General features: G+C 61.6%; 16 protein-coding genes. 4 read left to right on the top strand and 12 right to left on the bottom strand.

The genetic code is table 11. From position 1 onward, the window contains the following. Positions 1-7 precede the first annotated feature (7 nt). Positions 8-1375, top strand: coding sequence for a hypothetical protein (locus J2Y41_RS19110; protein ID WP_309930827.1), 1368 nt, complete (start codon positions 8-10; stop codon positions 1373-1375). 59 nt (positions 1376-1434) lie between these two features. Here J2Y41_RS19110 and J2Y41_RS19105 read toward each other — a convergent pair whose 3' ends face one another. From J2Y41_RS19105 to J2Y41_RS19065, 9 genes are read right to left on the bottom strand one after another with little or no spacing between them, the layout of a single operon-like run. After that, complete coding sequence (locus J2Y41_RS19105) at positions 1435-2988, bottom strand: ATP/GTP-binding protein (protein ID WP_309930826.1); 1554 nt, start codon at positions 2986-2988, stop codon at positions 1435-1437. Next, positions 2988-4496 (bottom strand): SCO6880 family protein, encoded by a 1509-nt coding sequence (locus J2Y41_RS19100; RefSeq protein ID WP_309930824.1) that lies wholly within the window; start codon positions 4494-4496, stop codon positions 2988-2990. The genes J2Y41_RS19105 and J2Y41_RS19100 overlap by 1 nt, the downstream gene beginning before the upstream one ends. Continuing rightward, a complete protein-coding gene (locus J2Y41_RS19095) occupies positions 4483-5808 on the bottom strand; it encodes a hypothetical protein (RefSeq protein ID WP_309930822.1) in 1326 nt (441 codons plus the stop codon). The genes J2Y41_RS19100 and J2Y41_RS19095 overlap by 14 nt, the downstream gene beginning before the upstream one ends. A gap of 1 nt (position 5809) precedes the next feature. After that, the gene (locus tag J2Y41_RS19090) at positions 5810-6559 is read right to left on the bottom strand and encodes a hypothetical protein (protein WP_309930820.1); all 750 of its coding nucleotides are present in this window, start codon (positions 6557-6559) and stop codon (positions 5810-5812) included. 28 nt (positions 6560-6587) lie between these two features. After that, positions 6588-6857, bottom strand: a complete 270-nt coding sequence (locus J2Y41_RS19085) for a hypothetical protein (protein ID WP_309930818.1) — start codon at positions 6855-6857, stop codon at positions 6588-6590. Positions 6858-6870: 13 nt separating this feature from the next. After that, entirely contained in the window at positions 6871-7479 is a 609-nt protein-coding gene (locus J2Y41_RS19080) for a DUF6668 family protein (RefSeq protein WP_309930815.1), read from the bottom strand. Between the two features lie 33 nt (positions 7480-7512). Then, on the bottom strand, positions 7513-9009 hold the full coding sequence (locus J2Y41_RS19075; protein WP_309930813.1) for a chromosome partitioning protein ParA: 1497 nt from the start codon (positions 9007-9009) through the stop codon (positions 7513-7515). Positions 9010-9048: 39 nt separating this feature from the next. Continuing rightward, complete coding sequence (locus tag J2Y41_RS19070) at positions 9049-9558, bottom strand: hypothetical protein (protein ID WP_309930811.1); 510 nt, start codon at positions 9556-9558, stop codon at positions 9049-9051. Further along, positions 9555-10634 carry a CHAP domain-containing protein gene (locus J2Y41_RS19065; protein WP_309930809.1) on the bottom strand — a complete coding sequence of 360 codons (1080 nt, stop codon included), beginning with the start codon at positions 10632-10634 and terminating at the stop codon, positions 9555-9557. Before J2Y41_RS19065 ends, J2Y41_RS19070 begins: the two co-directional genes overlap by 4 nt. A gap of 395 nt (positions 10635-11029) precedes the next feature. Between J2Y41_RS19065 and J2Y41_RS19060 the strand changes: the two genes are divergently transcribed. Both J2Y41_RS19060 and J2Y41_RS19055 read left to right on the top strand, forming a co-directional pair. After that, positions 11030-11365 carry a helix-turn-helix transcriptional regulator gene (locus J2Y41_RS19060; RefSeq protein ID WP_309930807.1) on the top strand — a complete coding sequence of 112 codons (336 nt, stop codon included), beginning with the start codon at positions 11030-11032 and terminating at the stop codon, positions 11363-11365. Positions 11366-11559: 194 nt separating this feature from the next. Further along, positions 11560-12711: an alpha/beta fold hydrolase gene (locus J2Y41_RS19055; RefSeq protein ID WP_309930805.1), complete on the top strand. Its 1152-nt coding sequence runs from the start codon at positions 11560-11562 to the stop codon at positions 12709-12711. Here the strand turns inward: J2Y41_RS19055 and J2Y41_RS19050 are convergent. Genes J2Y41_RS19050 through J2Y41_RS19040 form a run of 3 tightly spaced genes read right to left on the bottom strand, consistent with a single transcriptional unit; the run spans position 12708 to position 14520 of the window. Then, the gene (locus J2Y41_RS19050) at positions 12708-13622 is read right to left on the bottom strand and encodes a hypothetical protein (protein WP_309930803.1); all 915 of its coding nucleotides are present in this window, start codon (positions 13620-13622) and stop codon (positions 12708-12710) included. The two genes, J2Y41_RS19055 and J2Y41_RS19050, sit on opposite strands and share 4 nt — an antisense overlap. A 5-nt stretch (positions 13623-13627) precedes the next feature. Then, a complete protein-coding gene (locus tag J2Y41_RS19045; RefSeq protein WP_309930801.1) occupies positions 13628-14074 on the bottom strand; it encodes a hypothetical protein in 447 nt (148 codons plus the stop codon). Beyond that, entirely contained in the window at positions 14071-14520 is a 450-nt protein-coding gene (locus J2Y41_RS19040) for a hypothetical protein (protein WP_309930799.1), read from the bottom strand. Before J2Y41_RS19040 ends, J2Y41_RS19045 begins: the two co-directional genes overlap by 4 nt. A 1333-nt stretch (positions 14521-15853) precedes the next feature. On the opposite strand from J2Y41_RS19040, the gene J2Y41_RS19035 reads away from it, so the two are divergent. Further along, complete coding sequence (locus tag J2Y41_RS19035; RefSeq protein WP_309930797.1) at positions 15854-17302, top strand: hypothetical protein; 1449 nt, start codon at positions 15854-15856, stop codon at positions 17300-17302. The last annotated feature ends 484 nt before the right edge of the window (positions 17303-17786 follow it).

Genomic DNA, 17786 nt, shown 5'->3' with positions numbered 1-17786 from the left:
GGCCCGCATGCTCCAAGAGCCAGGGCATGGCCTTGATCTGGTCGGAGCCAACAAGAACGGCCAGCAACTCTTCTTCGCCAACATGAGCTTCCACCGCCGTGGAGCACCAGCACTGACTCCGGAACAGCGCGCTCCCTGGGCGCATCGGATGCAGAACAAGCTCGGTGATGTGGCGTCCGTGGCCGATCCGGGTACGCAGCCGTTGTTCGAGATGCCGCCGGATCCTGCCGTCCTCGCGGCCCGGCTGCGGGCAGAGAACCGCGAACTGACCCGCTACTGCGCCTCCATCGTCCGTGACCACGCCATCAGGTTCGGTTGGAGCAAACGGCAACGCAACGACGTCACCCGTTCTTTGCGGATGCTCGAAGGCCTGCGGTCCAGCCCGACCGCGAAGATCCGAGCTACCGATGTCCTTCAGCTGCGTCAATACTCCGGCAACGTTCTGTCCACCATTGATGTGCTGGCCGCAGCTGGCCTGCTGATCGAGGACCGGCCCACCGCTCTCGAACGCTACTTCACTGCCAAAACATCCACTCTGCCCCGTGTCATGAAAGACCAGCTCGAGATATGGGTAGAGGTCCTGACGAATGGTTCCCTCCAACCGCCACGGCAGAGCCCACGCAATCCAAGGACCATCAGAGCGCACATCCTCGGAATCGAACCCATCATCCATGCATGGGCCGACGCCGGCCTGCAGTCCTTCGCGGAAGTAACCCGGTCCGACGTCACGGCCGCACTGGAGAAAACAACGTCCCGCCGCCATATCGCCGGCAACGGGCTCAAATCGCTGTTCACCATCCTCAAAGGCCGCCGTCTGATCTTCGCGAACCCAACCCGTGGACTGAAAGCCTCCCCCAAATCCAGCACCATCCCACTGGCCCTGAACGCCGCGGTCATCCGCGGCGAGTTCAACTCCCCTGACCCCGTCGTAGCTCTCGCGGTTGCCCTGGTCGCCTTCCATGCGCTGACCGGTAAACAGATCTGCGAGCTGCGGCTCACGGACACCAGCGACGGACACCTGACCCTCGGCAACCGCGATATCCCCTTGGCCGCGCCCGTGCGCACCCGTCTGGCTACATGGCTCAACCACCGCAACCAGACCTGGCCGGACAGCGTCAACCCTCACCTGCTCATCAACCGGCGCACCGCCCCCAGACTCGTACCCGTCGGCAACAACTACCCCTGGGCCGGGGTGACGCTCAGACCCCGGGCTCTGCGGGAGGACCGCATCCTGCACGAGATCCACGCCACCGGCGGGGACGTCCGCCGCGTCTGCGATCTGTTCGGGCTCAGCGTCGAAGGCGCAACCCGCTACCTCAACACGATCGAGCACCCCCACCTTGCCGACGCAGGTCCTCAGGTTCCCCGAACCTGAGAACCCATCCCGAAGGAAGCACCCCCGCATGCTCACGTTCGCGCCAAAACCGTCAAAATTCACGCGAACTTCGCAACCTCGGAATGCCATTTACCGTCGGTGTCATTGACGCCTTCCGGGCCTTTTTCCAAGGAGGTGAGTCCGACCCGGACGGGGATCCCGGGACGGCCACCGACCTTGATCAGGAACTTTCCCCGCCCCGGGGGTTCGACGTCGACGCCGCGTGAGTCCCACGCGGGAGGGTCCTGCCAGCCGATGAGTTTCTGCTGCTCCTGCCGGGACAGCGGAATGGCGGAAGTCAGCAGCGGCATTTCAGAGGCAGGGAGGCCGCCGCAGATGACCATGCCGGAGCGTTCCACGAAGCCGCGGGCTTTCATCCGGTCCTCTTCTGCCGGCAGCGCCAGCAGGTCGGACATGGTGTGGGAGATCATGATCTGCCCGACGCCCACGGACCGGTTCAACCGGGTCAGGGCGTCCACCCGGTCCACCATGCCTTTACCGGCGCGCAGCGCACGCCACAGCTCGTCCAGGACGACGAAGTAGTTCCTGCGCGGTTCCAGCCCGGCGTCGGCGAGGGTGTTGGCGACGTTGACGGTGCCGAAACCGTAGGACCAGCACGCGAGCAGGATGGCGGCCTGCAGGTCCGTTTCGGTCTCGTCAATGCTGGAGACATCGAAGACCACGGCACGGTCGCGGACCATGGGTTGGCTGGTTTGGCGGGAGAAGATTTCTCCGAGCTTCCCGCCACCGGTCAATCCCAGCAGGGTTGCCTCCAGCGCCCGTGTTTCCTGCAGGTAGATGTTCATGTCCCCTCGGTCGAGGGCGACCTGTCGCAGCTCGTCGGGTGCGGAGACGATCACGTCCAGAAGGTCCTTCAGGACCGGGACGCCATCGAATCGGTCATCGAGAACACGCAAGGCGCGGTCCAGGATGGTTTGTTCCTGGTCGGTGGGCGGGTTGCTCCGGCTGATCGTGATCAGCGAAACCACCATCATCAGGCGACGCCCGTGCGCGTCGGCCCGGACGCGGGCTGCGTCTTCGTGGTGGCCGCTGTCCTCCAGCAGCTGGGCGGCCTCGACAGCCTGGCCCGGGTCGAGGATGTTCAGGTACCCGACGCCACGGCCGAGCCTGATGACTTGGCCGCCGAGTGCCCTGACGGCTTTGACGTGCTCGCCTTTGAGGTCACCGAGGATCAGGGGGTGAACACCGTGTGCGGAGAGTCCGATGAACATCCGCCGCACCACGGTGGACTTCCCCAGTCCGGGCTTGCCGAGGATGAACGCCGAGGGGTTGGAGATCAGGCGGGCACGCTGGAACCAGCTGATCGGGTCGCAGCAGACCGTGGCCTGGGTTTCTTCATGCCGTCCCAGCGGGACACCGATCATCGGTGAGGACGCGCCGGAAGAGAACGGCCACAGGCCGCAGACCTGCACTGTCGTTCCCCGGTATTCCTTCACGGACGGGACGAGCTGGGCCATGCCACCGCCGCGACCGGGCCAGCCACGGGCACCCGGCCCGGCCTCACGGGGCTGCTTCTCAGCCTTCTTCGGAGCGGCCTTCGTAGGGCTGGTGCTGTGCTTCGAGGAACGGGCGAAGAGTTTGAATCGGGCCATTAGAGAGCGTCCTTAATCTCGGACGGGACCATGCTGTGCTTGGGCAGCACCAGACCCAGAGGCAGGGACGCGGCGAACGCGGTGTCCTGCGAACCGTAGGCACGGCGCAGCAACACCCGGGCGGTGCCGGAGGTCTGCTCCACCGCGGCCACGGCATCAGCGAGTCGTTCCCGTTCGGTCACCGTGGCCGTGACGACCATGCCGAAGTTCACCAACCCGGCACCTTGGGCTTCTTCCTGCGCGGTCTGCGCCGCTGAACGGGCATCAACCAAGGCACGGGCGGACGGGCGTGTACCGGAAGTGATGCGGACGTTCGCGTTGTTTTGATCCCGTTCGACCACGGCAGCAGCCCGGGCCGAATCCATCGGACGGTACAGCAAGGAGACGCGTTTGCGGTCAATGTCCCCATGCGGGGCCAGCAACCGGGACAGGACCGAGGAGTTCACCGAACCACGCGGAGCACCTGTCATGGTCCAGGACGCTGAGAACGCGGAATCGTGCCGGTAATCGTCCCAGCTTGCCTGCGTCGCCGTGGGACCAACCTCGCCCCAGTTCAACGACACCGGGGACCCGGCGGCGTGGGCTTCATCAATGATCAGCGCTGCCGGCGGATCGTAGGCGATCCGCACGACCTCGCACAGCTCCTGGGCGGACATGGGCCGGGCGATACCGGCACCCGTGGACTGCAGCCGTGCTGACAGGCCGGGGATCCTGGAAGCCAGGTCGCGTGCAACTTCTTCCGGGGTCCGCTTCTTGGCCCCGGCACGGATAGCGGAGTTGAAGGTCAAAGACACCCAGGCGCGGACCGTTGCCGATCCTTCCGGGTACGTGTCCACGACCTCGTTCAGCATTTCCCTCGCGAACGCCGGTGCGTCCGGGTCAATGTTCATCAGCACTTCGTTCCGCAGCCGGTACCCCGAATCCGGGGCGGTCTCCACCGTCACGGCCGCAGCGTCCAGGCCCGCCTCATCGGCCAGCCCGGCGAGCCAGCCACCCCAGTTCGCAACCCACGCGTCGACCTGCTCCGGATCCACCAACGATGCCCCATCAGGTTCGGTGGAGAAGATCACCGTGAAGTGACTCGTCGTTGGCACGTGCAGCAACGCGAACGGGCGCTTGTAGGAGTCCGTGAATTCATACAGGGTCGACTTCGCGGCCAGCCCCGGGAGCTGGTACATTCCCCACTCCGTCACTCCAAGCGGGCCGGAACGGTAAAGGTTCGTCCCGGAAGACCTTGAGATTTTGAAAGCCAGTCGGGTGCCGAAGCGGTCAACGACGGACTGGCCATGCTTGTCCTTGACCGTCAGCAGCAGAGCGCTGACACCGGCAAAGGCAAGGACGCCCAGGCCAACGAACAAGCCCCAAATAGCGAAACTCACAATGCCCATCAACAGCCCGGCAAAAACAATCGCGGTACCGATCGCGCCGAGGTTGGCCAGCCCTGCCGAGCGCGGTACGCGCCAGTTCCCGTACGACGGTTCTTTGTATTCGGTGCTAATTGCTGCCACTGGGGCCCTCCCCGGTTGAATCCTGCGCGGTCTTTTCGATTGCCTCTGACGTCCTGGACGCCAGCTTTGCTCCTGTAGCTACAGCCACACCGGCAGGGCCAGCTGCCGCAGCTCCCCCACTGGCTGAGGCCGTCCCTACACCGGCGCCAGTTACCGCTCCTGCGGTTCCAGCGGTTGTTCCGGCCCCTGTCGTGCCTGCCTTTGCCGCTGCAGCGGTGCCAGCAGCTCCGCCCGGACCCGTAGCACCCGGGATAGGCTGGCCGCCCCCACCGCGCGGGCCGGACGTTCCGTCACTGCCCTTCGGCGGACTGCCTGTTTGCGTGCTTTGGGTGTTCGACGTACTCGTTGACGACGAGGGGGTAGGGGAAGCGTTGCCCCTGCCGCTACCACCACGGCCAAGCGACACAGCACCCGTAGCAATGGCCCCAACAGCTGCTCCCCCTGCAGCATCGCTCCCAGAGGCAACGGCACCGACCATTGGCGTTACAAAACGCATCAAAGCAGGCAACGCGAACAATGCAACAACCATCAACGTGAAACCGGTGATGGAACCGATCAACGCGTCCTTGCCCCCGCTGTCACCCATCAGCAGGAACGCCACCGAGTAGACGATGGCAGCGGCAGGTTTGTAGAGGATGAAAGCGACGGTCCAACCCACAGCTTTCTGGAACCACTGCCTGCCCATCTCGGTGTTCGTGAACGCGGCTGTGGTGGGCAGAATGCCCGCCAGAATCACCAACATGCCACTGCGAACCACCATGAGGACTATCTGGACAAGTGACGCGATCAGGCCGATAAGACCCAGAACGATGAGGATGAAGACCCCGATACCAGGCTGGCTCACCATGACCAAGACATTCATCGACTCGGCAAAGCCCTTGCCGTCCGTGGAGCGGTCGATGATCTCGGCAGAAAAGGCGTCGGCTGCGATCACCAGGATCGAAATCACCCCCAGGCCTAGGCCCGATACCAAGGTGAGCGTCAGCAGTGACCGGAGCAGGTCTTTTAGGGGTGCCCCGCGCTGCTCCCAGATCAACCGAATACCCCCGAGGATGACAGCAAGGACTGCCAGCGCCAAGGTCCACGGCATCAACTCACTATTTACCGCGGAAACAATAGGACTAGCTATTGAGCCATCCGCGCTAGTCAGGTTCACTGTGGGCATGGAAACCCAGAAGGAAGACAGAGTCGTCACCATCTGACTCATGCCCTCCATGATGGACTTCGCTAGATTGCCGATGGCGTCGTCAGTCAGATCGGAGACGGCATTACCTATGCCGCATCCGATGTCTCCAAAACTGCATTCAGCCATGTCAGACCCCAGACCAGAGGATAAAGCCACTCAGATCACGGATTTGGGAGGGTCCGCTGTAGGTCTTACCGTCGTCGGCCGGCATTACTTTCCAGTCTCCGTCTATCCACCGCATTGACAGAGTCAGATGAGCCAAGGCTCCGGAGTTGGTTTCGAATGCGAGGTCAACGTTTGACTCTGAAGGTGTGTAGGACTTGATCAAGAAGCCGCGCACCTGGATGGAAGCTGCGCTAAGAGAAACAGGCGTTGCGGCGGCCTCGCGCATGGCGTTGTCTCGGCCTGTTCCAGGTACCAGCAACTTGTCGGCCAGCTTCGCGACAATCTCCCGAGATCCCGTTGACCCGAGGGCGGCCACGTTCATCGCAGCATAAAGAGCCCCCGTAGGGGACTGCGCAAAGCAGGACCGGAACCCACTGTCATCGGTTACACCTGGCCCGAAGGTTTTCGGATCGGTGGGCGTCGCCATTCGCCCTACCAACTCCCACTTGGAAGTGGGAGCAGATCCCAAGGACTTCTCAGTCCCAGCACGGAGCCCGCAGACGCTCTTGCCTGGCTCAGCAGAACCGCTGGCTTTGGCCGTGGCCGAGCTGCTGGACTCCGTTGGGGCTGGTTGGGCGTTTCCTTGTCCTTTGGGGACCAGGAAGATGACGACAGTTGCTGCGATCAGTGCGATCACCAGCGCGGCAGCAATGATGAAACCGGGTTTGGTGAACGGATTGCTTTCGGTGGTGCTCTCTGTTGATTGGCTCAAGGGTGAACCTCCCGTTGTTGGTGCTGGCTTAGACGAAGGCGCGGACGATACCGCCAGCACTGGCGATGATGATGCAGCCAAGCAGGACCCAGCCGAGTTTGGCGATGGACTGGCCGCCTTCGCCGCGATTGAGCTGAATGACCATGCCGATACCGACGATGATCACACCGAGAACACCGAGGACGAGGCCGATACCGGAAGCCCAATTCAGGCCTGTGAGCAGTCCGCCGGCCTGGTCTGGCACCACGGGGGTGGGGTCGGGAATGACACTGGTGGTGATTGCAGTGATCGAGTTCATGGTGGGAGACCTTTCAGTGGTTGGTGCTTGGGTTGGTTTCGGTAGTTAGGGAGGCTAGGTCAGTGATGAAGCGCTGGTATTCGCCGGCTGTGGGTGGTGTCGTGGAGGCTCCGTGCCGCCATGCCTCAACCCAGGGAAGGGTCCAGAGACGGGGTGCTCCCCCGCCGACGATGGCCGTGAAGTCCCGGAGCGCTTTGGGTGTCTTTCCCGGTGCGTCCGCGAGGACGGCGAGGCCGAGCAGCTCCACTGAAGGGGTGGCTCCGGACGCCCATTGCGTCAGGGCATTTTGGGCGGCGGTGAGTCCGCGCATGTCTGCCCGGCAGACCAACAGCACGCGGGGTTTGCTGGCGTCCTGCAGGACGGGCCAGCGGTGCCCGGTGGGGCGTGCCCCGTCGAGCAGGTCAGCGGTGCGGCTCTCGCCCGCTCCCCCGTGGCTGCCGACAACCCAGAGCGCGGCGGAGCTGGACATGGTGCGGCTGGCGAGACGATCTGCGGTGTCGGGTTCGACCATGCCCTTCAGCGGTGCGCTGATAACGGCAGCCGGCGGGACGTACACATCGAGTGTTTCCTCTTCGATGCTTTCGGCCGGGCTGGTGACCCAGGGGTTCAGGGACAGTTGCATGGTTCCTCCTTTCTTCGGTCGGCTGTGGGGTGGTTAGAAGCCCTTGGCGACGGCCGCGGCAGCGGCCAGCCATGCCCGCTGGGTGGCGGGCTGAAGGGCTTCATGGCGGATGGGGCCGTTCACCAGGGCGGGATCATAAGGAATGCGTACGACGGCGCGGACGAACGGTTCAAAACCATCCGCAATCCGCTGGGCCTCTGCCTTCGCCCGCTTCAGTGCGTCTCCGGTCATGCTGCGCTTGGCGTCGGTTGACTCCGAGACGATCACGACGGCGTTGCGTGCCAGCTCCGCGTCGTGGCCACCACGGGATTCGAGGGTTTGCAGGGTCAGCCGGGCGGCTTCGGCGCGGTCCTCGATAGCAGTGACGGGGACGACGAGCTGGTCGGTGTGATCGATCATCCTGCGCCAGTTCGCGGCCCGTGCGGTGTTACCGGAGTCCATGACCACCAGCCGGTAGTAACGGGTCAGTACCTGATGGGCGATGTCGACTTCCTCGGCGGTGACTTCGTGGTCGCCTTCTTCGTTCTCATCCGAGCGCAGCACGTCGAACTTGTCGGCTGTCTGGTGGTGGACGAACTTGGCGATCTCGGCCGCGTTCGTTGAAGGCGAGAGCAGTTCCGTGGAGGAATCGATCAGGTCCAGGACGCTGCGGTTATGGGCACCTTTTTCCGTGCGCCAGCCCAGGGTGCCTTGGGATTCGTTGTTGTCCCAGGCAACGGTGGCCGCTCCACTGTACCGGGCAAGAATGGCCGAGAGCATCACAACCGTGGGCGTCTTGTTCGCCCCACCTTTGCGGTTGACCACGGCGATGGTCCGCGGACCGGGCCAGTGCTGGCTGACGGTGCGGATATCTTCGCGTTCAGACAATTCTTCCGGTGAGGGGTCCATCCGGAATCCAAGGCGGGTAAGACTTCCCCGCCAACCCTTGGTAGCCGGTTCCAGGACCGGGGCACTGACCAGGAAGGAAGTCTCTTTCAAGCTGCGACGGGTCAGGGGCTCCTCCGGAGCAACTGCAGCTGGTGATTCAGCCGCGGCATTCCTCTGGGCTTTCGGACTGACAGGCCCCCTCTCCTCGGCCTCTACCGGAGTGGGCGGCCACGGCTGGCGTTCCACTGCCGCTGCCGTCGCGTCGACAGGGGCAGGCTGGGCAGGAGCGGCTTTCGGCTTAACAGCAGCGACAGGGAGGGTCTCAGTGACGGCCGGGGCTAGAGTCTCGGGGGTGGTCTCCGGGGCCTGCGCCCGACGTCGTACTGGACGTTGTTCGTACCTGACCGATTCGATCTTGTTGTCCGGGTGCACGATCAGTTCGCCGTGCCCTTCGGGATCTTCGATCTGGACCCGGACGGGGCGCTGCAGTGTCTGGGCTTCTCCGACCACGAGTGTGAGGGCGTTGTTGCGGAGGTCCTGCAGAGTCTCCCCGTCAGGGACGACGCGGGAGTTACCGGCGACGACGACCTCAGCGGTTCCGTTATCACGGACGATGGCCCTGATGCTTGGAAAAGCCAGGACCTCGGTTGGTGTAGTACCCATGAACTTCTTCCTTACGTGTGTGGGACGGAGGTGCAGCGCTTAGGGCGTTGGTGGTGTCAGCCGGTTGACCTTCCACGGTGCGTCCTTGCCCGTGCGGAGCAGCTGCAGCGTGTAGGTCCCGGCGTTGGTCGGGACAGCTGCTGCGACGCCGTAGCCGTTGGATTCATCGACGGTCAGCGTGGCCGGGCCGGTGACGCGGCTGGCTGGGATGTTGGCCGGGTCCACTGCCGAGTAACCGGCGGTGGCCTGCGGGGTGAGCCAGCGGGCAAGATCGTTGGCCCACTGTTGTTCCTCGGCCTTCGGGCGGGCGAAGTCGGCCATGGCCTTCTGCGCGACGTCCACGGCCTGATCCTTGCTGGCTTGATCCCAGGAGATGCCGATGGTGGGAGGGACGGTCCCACCTGGCGCCTGCGGGCCGCTATCGACGCTGAGGGAGACCGGGGCAGAGGGCGTGGCCGTTGTCGCTGCTGGTGCCGGTGTGGTGTTTGACGCCGGTGCGCATCCGGCGCACAGCAGGGCCACGGCGATGAGGGCCAGGGGCTTTTTCACTTCTTCTCCCCTTGGCTGGGCAGGTACAGGAACGCGGACGGGGCACTGCTGCTGACGGTCCGGGTGTAGTAGTTGTGGTCATCCGGTGGCGGGTTGCCGTTGTAGCCCTCTTCGACATAGGTCCCGTCGTCCTTGACTTCTTTGACTACGGCCACGTGGCCGAAGCTCGGGTCCGCTCCCCCGGTGCCCGGTGCGTACCAGACGACCGCGCCGACCCTGGGGGTTTTGCCAGTGGGCCAGCCCTTGGCGTCCCAGCCGGACTTCCATGTCACGGCAGAGCCGAGGCCTTGGCCGTCCGGGCGGAAGTTGCCGTTGAGGAACTTGAACGGTGTGCTGGTTGAGCCCATTTGCTGGTTGACCCGCCAGAGGGCGAAGTCGACGCATTCGCGGTAGAACATGCCCAAAGGTGACGCGGCCGCTGAGCCTGCCCCGACCTGCAACCAGGTCGGAGAGTCCTTCCACGGGTAGTCATCCCCGGCACCGGACTTGCCCGGGATCGCGCAGTCGCTGCCTTCGAGGGAGAACTTCCCGTCCGAGAGCGCCTGGACGATCTTCACGGCGTCGGGCCAGTACTTCTGGTAGTGGTACGGGTCGGCGTTGCGCTGCACCTTGTTACCGGCAATGGTCGGTTCCAACTGTTCCCAGCCCGGTACGGCCTGCAGCGCCTTGATGAAGTTCGTTGCACTGATCGTCGGGTCCATGCGGTCCTTGTAGGAGCCCCATGCGCCGTTGTCACGCTGCTGGAATAAACCCCGGGAATCAGGCCCGGGACCGTCGCCGTAGTCCAGCCCGCGCAGCCCCGACTCCCCCAGGGCCACCATGATGCTGATGGTCTGGCCCTTTACGGAGAGGTTCAGCGCTTTACCCGCGCCCATGACAGCAGCGGCGTTCCTCAACTGCTCAGCGGTATATCCATCAACCTTCGTGTTGCCGTCAACGACTACGGACACCGGTCCGCAGTCGGCGGCGGCAGGTTTGGCGGGGGCGAGGAGCAGGATGAAGGAGAAGATCAGCCCAAAGAACAGGCTTGGGATGGCGATGAGGGCCACGAGACCCAAGGTTTTGCGTTGGCTCATGACGCGACTCCGGCAAGTGCAACCATCCAGGAACGGAAGGCTTCACGGTCCGGGGACGCTGGCTTAAGCGGGTTGCTACCTTTCAGCCGAGGTGTCTCCAACGACCATTGATCCTTCATTCCTGTCCCTCCCCCTTGGGCACTGCTTCTACATCTCCCGGCACCCACCGACAAATTTCCATTCGATGGACCAGCGGGCAATTCTCCAATGGCCGCTTGCCATGCTTGGCAACGGCCCGAGGCGGCCTCCGCCTTGCAAGTGCCGACCTTCGGTTACCGTCGGGCCGCTTCTTTCAAACAGGGCCTACAATTTGACTGTAGCTCAAAGTGCATCATTTAGCGATACACTTTGTTCTGCGACTCAGAGCTATCCAGATAATCGGGCAAGATAGACGCATGCCGCGCCTCATCCAGCCCAATCATCCGCAGGAGGTTGAGGCAGCCATAGAAGTTCTCGGAAACCGAGCCCACGCGGCCATCCTGCGTTACCTGCACCAGAACGGCCCCTGCACCACGGGCGAAATCCTCAAGGGAATCGTCCTGGGCGACAAGAAGAAGCTGACGCGGCCCAGCCTCCAGCATCACCTGGAAGCCCTGGAAGCGACCGGCGCCGTTACGGCCGACTTTCCCGCGGGCCAACGGCACGGCAAGCGCGTGAAATACGAAGCCAACATCGACGCCGTAGAGTTCGAGATGCTTCCTGCCTATGTCAACTACCTCCGCGGCAGATGAGCGGCCGCCGTTCATAACAAGCTTTGTCAAAGAGCAATACCTTCTTGATTCCCTAAGCACGTTACATGCAGGCGGTGAACATGTGCAACGCCTGTAGTGGGCATGGTTTATGCCTGTATTGGGTAGCGAAGGGACGTTACGATGTCTGGGGTTCAGTTGTTCTGCCCTGATCGACGCTGGAGGATAAAGACTTAATGCTGACAACTCGGCGCATTCTGGCCGGCCTGGCGTTCGTTGTGCCGGTGGCCGGGCTGTCCGGGTTCGCGGTCATCATGGCTCGCAAGATCGTCAAGCGGGGCCCAAAGGATTACCGTCAGGCAGTGTTGACCGGAGACGGACGACGAATCCGCATTGATCTGGATGACTACACAAAGGCTCCTGGCGACTTCGGGGTGTTCGACCCCTCGACACAGAAGTACACGCGAGTCGGTGAGGTCACGCTGATCAATGAGGATCAAAAGTATGTAGAACGGCGGATTGATCCTCTTGGGTCCGCGACGGGGCGTTTGGGGCCAATCGTCGATTGGACCCCGGACGTGTTTTTCGAGCCCTCCGCTGTCGGAGGACTATACGAAGAGGTGGACGTCCCCACGGACTACGGTGCGGCGCCTGCATGGCTATTCGAATCTGAGAACACGGACGTATGGGTGATCCATATCCATGGCAGTTGGACCGACCGCTCGATCATGTTCCGAGACGTCCACGCATTCAGTTCCTTGGGATTCACCTCCTTGGTCCCTACATTTCGCAGCGACTTGGAGGTCAGCCCACCACAGGGCGAATCGAGCCACCTTGGGCAAACAGAATGGCGTGACGTGGAAAGCGCCGTGTCCTATGCCGTAGCTCATGGAGCCAAGCGCATTATTCTCTCCGGCTGGTCAATGGGCGGAACCATTGCCCTGCTCACAGCAGAGCGCAGCGTGCACCGGGACCGGATCGTAGGGCTTGTCCTGGTAGGTCCTGTCACGAGCTGGCGTAAGGCCATCGCAGCAGGGGCGGTGCGGGCAGGGGTGCCGGCGATTGGTGCCAGCCTTGTTATGCGCCTGTTGCAGGCTCCCTCATTTGCCAAGGTGCTCGGGCTGGAGGAACCGCTCGATTTCGATGCACTCGACTGGGTGGACATGCCTAACCGGGTGGCAGTCCCCACCCTGGTCTTGCACTCCACGGCAGACCAAGAGGTGCCCTGGGAGATATCGGCCGCGTTCCAACGTGCGAATCCGGACACCGTCACCTTGATTTCGCTCCCTGAGGCTCACCACACCCAGGAGTGGAATGCGTCGCCTTCTACCTTCACAAAGGAACTCGCGGGTTGGATCAGCAAGACGATCTTGAGCGAAGATGGCTAGGTCCGCGCGTCGAGCTTGGCCTCAATCTGGCTGATCCTGCCCTGCACGGATTCCGGGAAGTCCATCATGTTCACCCGCTCGTAGTTGTGCAGCACAATAAGGCTTCTATAGACGCCATTTTCGAGCGTCTCGTTGAAGAGATCCCATGCCGGACTGACTCGTGACCGATCTGCATTAACCCGCATCCTCAGCGCGGTCAGCCAAAGAGCATCGATCATCCAGAGGCGCAGTCTCGGGAGCTGCTTTGACAGGAAAAGAATCAGCCACCCTGCCGCTGTCACTGAGAGGCCGACATAGAAAAGGCGGTCAAACCAAGATCCGATCTCTCGGGCCAAGACGTCCCAGGGCGAGAAATGGAACAGCACCACGTACGTAATATGGCATGAAACAGCCACCGCAACCACCAGCAGGCCGACTGAGAATGTTGCGTACAGGCCCTTCGCCTTGTGCCGAAGCATGTAGATGATCCTGAGCACGGTGAACAACAACGCGAGCATGTATGTGCCGCTGTATACGGCAGTTGCGAGCTGGTCCATGCGGATATCAATGAAGTCAGCAGCCGTTGGAGCTTTGTCCTCAATCAGGGCGAAGCTGACAACCATGACGGGGATGCTCAGCAACGGTGCGTAGTAGGTCCATCTGACAATGGGCACGTTCGCTAAACGCCGCACGCTGTCGTTGAAGAAGAAGATGGCCAGCAGCGCGAAGATGGCCTGAAGCAGATTTGTCACGTTGACACCACCGAGGTAGCGGTCAATGTCCTCCAGCGGTGTGACCGTTCCCAGGACATAGAGCGCCGCGAGGCCGAACATCGATGCCACCCACGAGGCCCGGGATTCCGCCACCTTGACCACTGAGGGGATACGAAGGAGGCATAGGGCAGTCAGCAGCGCAAAGAGCAACAGTTTCATGGCTATCAGAGGAACGGTTCAGGGTCGGACGAGCTGCGTGAACGGGTCTTCTTCGACATCTCGAAAGCGAAATCCTCCACCCACCGTTCGACAGGATGATTCGGGACGGAACGGCAGGTGACACTGATGGCGTCCGCGGTTTCCCTCAGCATCTCTTCAGAAAGATCCGGCAGGGCCAAGGCAATCCGGAGGTTCTCCAAGTAGATGTGTCCGAGCTCGTGATATATGCAGTGAAGTTTGTATTGCTGCGATTTTTGCGGGGGGAAGTAGACGTTTATGCGATCTTCAAATTCGGCTTTGAAAGCCGTCAACGCTCCCCAATCTTCCTTGAACTCGATGAGGTTGATCGGCTTCTCGCAGATCACGGTCAAGCGTTCGACGACTTCCTTCATCGACGTCGTGCCGGTACCGCACAACTCCCGAACCTTGTCCTGAACCGGAGGCAGAGTCATTCATTCTCGCCGTTCATCGACGCATCGATAATCCTCGTGATCGTCCTCAGTGTTTCCGGCGAAGTCACGCCCAGATTTCTCGCGGCGAAGTTCTTCACCTTGAGCTTGCGCATCTGCACAAGGAACTCCATCCGCGCTTCTACCTCAGGCGGAGTCTCACTGTTGAGGTCAAGGAGATAACTGGCCGGCACGGCAAAAACGTATTCTGCGATGCCCTTCAGGAGCTCTTGGTCGGTTACCAGGCTGCCAGTGCCATTGATCAAATACGACCACCGTGTTCGCGACAGATGGATTCCGTGGCCCGAAAGTGCTTCTTCCACATGAGGGTAAGTGAGCGCCGTGTTGTTGTCGGACTCCCAGATATCCACCAGGATGCCCATGCGATCGGCAAGGCGCTCTTTCTTCTGTTGTTGCGTAAGAAACACGCTGCGGCCCCCATTTGCCATCGTTCAAGCTCCTTCAGCCAAGGTCAGCTGCTTAGGTATCACCGCTACACAGAGCAGGCGCAGCTGACACAAAATGTTACCTGATGCCCTCCGAAGGGTACAGGCAGTGAGTTGTGCATGTGCGGAGCATGTATGTAGGCTGTCGCGTACTTGATTTCTTGGGGACTCAAGGCGATGCCGCCGCAACACGCCCCTGTTTCACTACAGGTTCTCGGAAGCCGGATTAGGGTGATTCACACATGGGATACCGCACGCCCCAGCTCATTGAGAGGAACGCGCCACTGAAGCGCCCTCCCTTGCCAACCCACCTCATGGAAGGTAGTGATATCGCAGACGGTGCCCGTGAAAACCGCGCAACCACCAGCTGTGAAAGGACCCTTCAGCCAGGAAGCATTGGAATCCTCGACTTAGTCACCGATCGTTTCCAGCTAAACCTTGGGAAATCGTCCGCAACCATCCCATGGGGATGTGAGCTGTGGAACATTCCACTCAACAAAGGGCGCGACACGCCCACCGCTATCAGGGGTTTCGATAACAAAAACCGATTAGATAGCACTATGGCACTCCGAAAGCTCGCACAGGGTGGACGCCCGTCTAAGGGCCCACGGCATACATTCAATGTCAAACCGGACATCACTCGCGCCGAAAAACTGCGCGACATTCTAGAGATTCTTGACTGCAACGCAGTGGATTACCTAACCCCCCTAGTTGCTGCCCACATAGACTCCATCGACCTGGAGAAGTTTCGCGCCGAGCACATACAGGAGACATTGCCTATCGCGAAGGCTAGTTAAAAACTGAAGGCCCGCATAAGCGGGCCTTCATCTAAGTATTTGTTCAGATCCAGTTCTTGGCGGGATCAGATCTGAACTTGTAGAACATCCACCCTGGTGGGTGGATTTTCCATACCCTCAAAGAGAGGCTGTTGCTGTCTATGGTACCGGATGCCGTTTTGGCGTCAACGCACCCACAACCGAGTGTCGCGACAAAATCGTCCCCGGAGCAGGCTTGGAGTCTCGCTCCGTTGATTGCGGGTGCGCCATCGTACCGTTTGGGGCGTTGGGTTGGGCAGAGGTTCCAGTACCCACGACCGAAGAACGCGCCGAAGATCACGCGGTCGCTTCCGGGGCATCCCGCAGCGGTGATGGTGCATGGCGCGGATGGCAGTGTTGCCACGCTTTGCCTGGACTTTGACACTTCCAAAGCCGTGAAGGGCGTTGTCGACGCCGATGCCTCAAAGGTGGGTCGGTTATTGTCGGCGTGCGGGGTGTTATTTGTTGAGGATTTCTCCCCCACCGGTGGCCGGCACCTTTATATCCCATTGGCAGAGCGCATGGACGCTGCCGAGGCTAGGGAGCTAGTGGAAGCGCTGGCGTTTACTGCGACGAGTCTTGACCCGAGTCCGCACCAAAACATCACCGATGGGTGTATCCGTGTCCCCGGGTCGGTACATAAGTCCGGTGGCCACCAGACCCTGATCACTCCCCTGTCCCGGGCGTACGACATCTTGCGTCGCCGCAACCCGGCCGCCGTAGTGGTGGAGCTGCGTGCTGCGCTGGCGCCGGAGCTGACCCGGAAACGTGCACTCAAAGCCCGTGCCGCCAAGATCGTCGCTACGCAGCGCACCGGGGTCCTGCCACTGCCTCTGACTCCTGGCAGTGAGGCACCGCTGCGCAGGGTCGCCCGCACCGGCCTTTATGACACGGCGCGGTATAAGAGCCCGTCCGAGGCTCGGATGGCCGTGCTAAATCACTTCAGCGCCTGTGGCTGGTCCCTGCAGAACGTTGAGAACGAACTCGCCGGCCAGTTCCCCGGCCTGGCAGCCCTCTACGGGTCTCCGGAACGCCAAGCCCGGCTGTTGCCGCACGAGTGGTCCAAAGCCCAAGCTTTTACCTCCACCCAAGCACCGCTCAAACAACTGCCCCGAAAACACGGGGAAAAGAATGCCCTTATTAACAACACAAGCCACACATTAACCACAGGGGGGGAGGGAACCCTCAGCACAGCCGGCGTGCACCAGCTTGTGAATGATCTGGAAAATGTCCTCTACGCGGTCCTCGACCACAGACTTCAAGCCAAGGGGCGGCAAGGCCTTAGCCTTCGGCTGCTCATTCGCGGGCTATTGGGTTATATGAGGGCGAAGGAAACAGACATCCTAGACGTCGGTTGCCGTACCCTGGCCGCAGCGATGGGTAAGCACCACGTCACTATCGCACGGCTCCTGCCCGTCCTGGTTTCGGCTTCCGACGGGATCCTGACCAAGATCGCTGACGCACGCCACAAAGCCGCCGACGTCTACCTCATTCAGCTCCCCGACCCGTACAAGCAACTGGCACGTGAACTGACTTGGCGGAAAGGGAAAATCCATGCCATCCGTCCGGTATTCCGCGCGCTGAGCGACGCTACAGCACTGGTTTACGAAGCCATCGAACGGGGCCGCCACTCCCCCGCCACCGCAGACCTCGTACGAGCAACTGGCATCAGCCGCAACACATGCTCAGCAGCCTTGGCAGAGATGGAAGCCCTGGGCATGATTCAACGCCAAGGACGCACTTGGACGACCACCACCGCTAACCTGCATTTGCTCGCCGCCCGACTCGGTGTTCTGGACGATTACCTTGAGCACATCAGCCGCAATCGCCAGGAACGTGCGGCCTGGCACGCCTACCTCGACCGGTTCCGCGAAACGCTGATAAACGAACCTGACCTGTACGATGCAGAAATCGAGGGCTACTGGTTACCACCAGATGATCACCTTGGGCTTTGGCACGTTGCTGCCTAAGGCTTTGCTGGGCCAATGACATTTTGTGCCTAAATCGGTTTTCCGCAGGTTAATATCGCCACCAGCCGGGGATAGGGGCGCACTTTTGTAGCTAGGAATTCCAGCGCTCGTGGGCTGACTGCCGGCTAATCCCCTGGGTGGCACCTATACGTGCCCATGACACGCCCGCTAATCGTGCCGACTTGACTCCCCTGCTTATGCGAGACTCCGCATTCTTCAGGGCACGGTATGCCGATTCCAACTCAGCAACGGCAGCAGCGGGCACTGCGTGCCCGGACCACTCTTTGCCTATGGCCTCCTCCACGGCGACCGAAGGCACTGCGTCACCGAGAAAGGGCACGAATGCCTGTCGCTTCGAGATGCTCACTTCCTTGGGCGTCTGAACACGTTCCCAGAGAGGCCCGGTCCAACCGCAGGCACAGACAGCTTGCCAACCCATGACCTGGTCATCCGGGACAATTTCATGGTTAGGCATCAGTGGATG

It is taken from the genome of Arthrobacter sp. 1088 (assembly GCF_031455315.1).
Taxonomy (GTDB): Bacteria; Actinomycetota; Actinomycetes; order Actinomycetales; family Micrococcaceae; genus Arthrobacter.
The sequence above is the reverse complement of the archived record's forward strand: the minus strand, read 5'-3'. Positions and strand labels throughout refer to the sequence as shown.

Coding starts and splice junctions, on each gene's coding strand:
- J2Y41_RS19110 (WP_309930827.1), top strand. CDS start 8: ATGCTCCAAGAGCCAGGGCATGGCCTTGATCTGGTCGGAGCCAACAAG.
- J2Y41_RS19105 (WP_309930826.1), bottom strand. CDS start 2,988: ATGGCCCGATTCAAACTCTTCGCCCGTTCCTCGAAGCACAGCACCAGC.
- J2Y41_RS19095 (WP_309930822.1), bottom strand. CDS start 5,808: ATGGCTGAATGCAGTTTTGGAGACATCGGATGCGGCATAGGTAATGCC.
- J2Y41_RS19085 (WP_309930818.1), bottom strand. CDS start 6,857: ATGAACTCGATCACTGCAATCACCACCAGTGTCATTCCCGACCCCACC.
- J2Y41_RS19080 (WP_309930815.1), bottom strand. CDS start 7,479: ATGCAACTGTCCCTGAACCCCTGGGTCACCAGCCCGGCCGAAAGCATC.
- J2Y41_RS19075 (WP_309930813.1), bottom strand. CDS start 9,009: ATGGGTACTACACCAACCGAGGTCCTGGCTTTTCCAAGCATCAGGGCC.
- J2Y41_RS19065 (WP_309930809.1), bottom strand. CDS start 10,634: ATGAGCCAACGCAAAACCTTGGGTCTCGTGGCCCTCATCGCCATCCCA.
- J2Y41_RS19060 (WP_309930807.1), top strand. CDS start 11,030: ATGCCGCGCCTCATCCAGCCCAATCATCCGCAGGAGGTTGAGGCAGCC.
- J2Y41_RS19055 (WP_309930805.1), top strand. CDS start 11,560: ATGCTGACAACTCGGCGCATTCTGGCCGGCCTGGCGTTCGTTGTGCCG.
- J2Y41_RS19050 (WP_309930803.1), bottom strand. CDS start 13,622: ATGAAACTGTTGCTCTTTGCGCTGCTGACTGCCCTATGCCTCCTTCGT.
- J2Y41_RS19045 (WP_309930801.1), bottom strand. CDS start 14,074: ATGACTCTGCCTCCGGTTCAGGACAAGGTTCGGGAGTTGTGCGGTACC.
- J2Y41_RS19040 (WP_309930799.1), bottom strand. CDS start 14,520: ATGGCAAATGGGGGCCGCAGCGTGTTTCTTACGCAACAACAGAAGAAA.
- J2Y41_RS19035 (WP_309930797.1), top strand. CDS start 15,854: ATGGACGCTGCCGAGGCTAGGGAGCTAGTGGAAGCGCTGGCGTTTACT.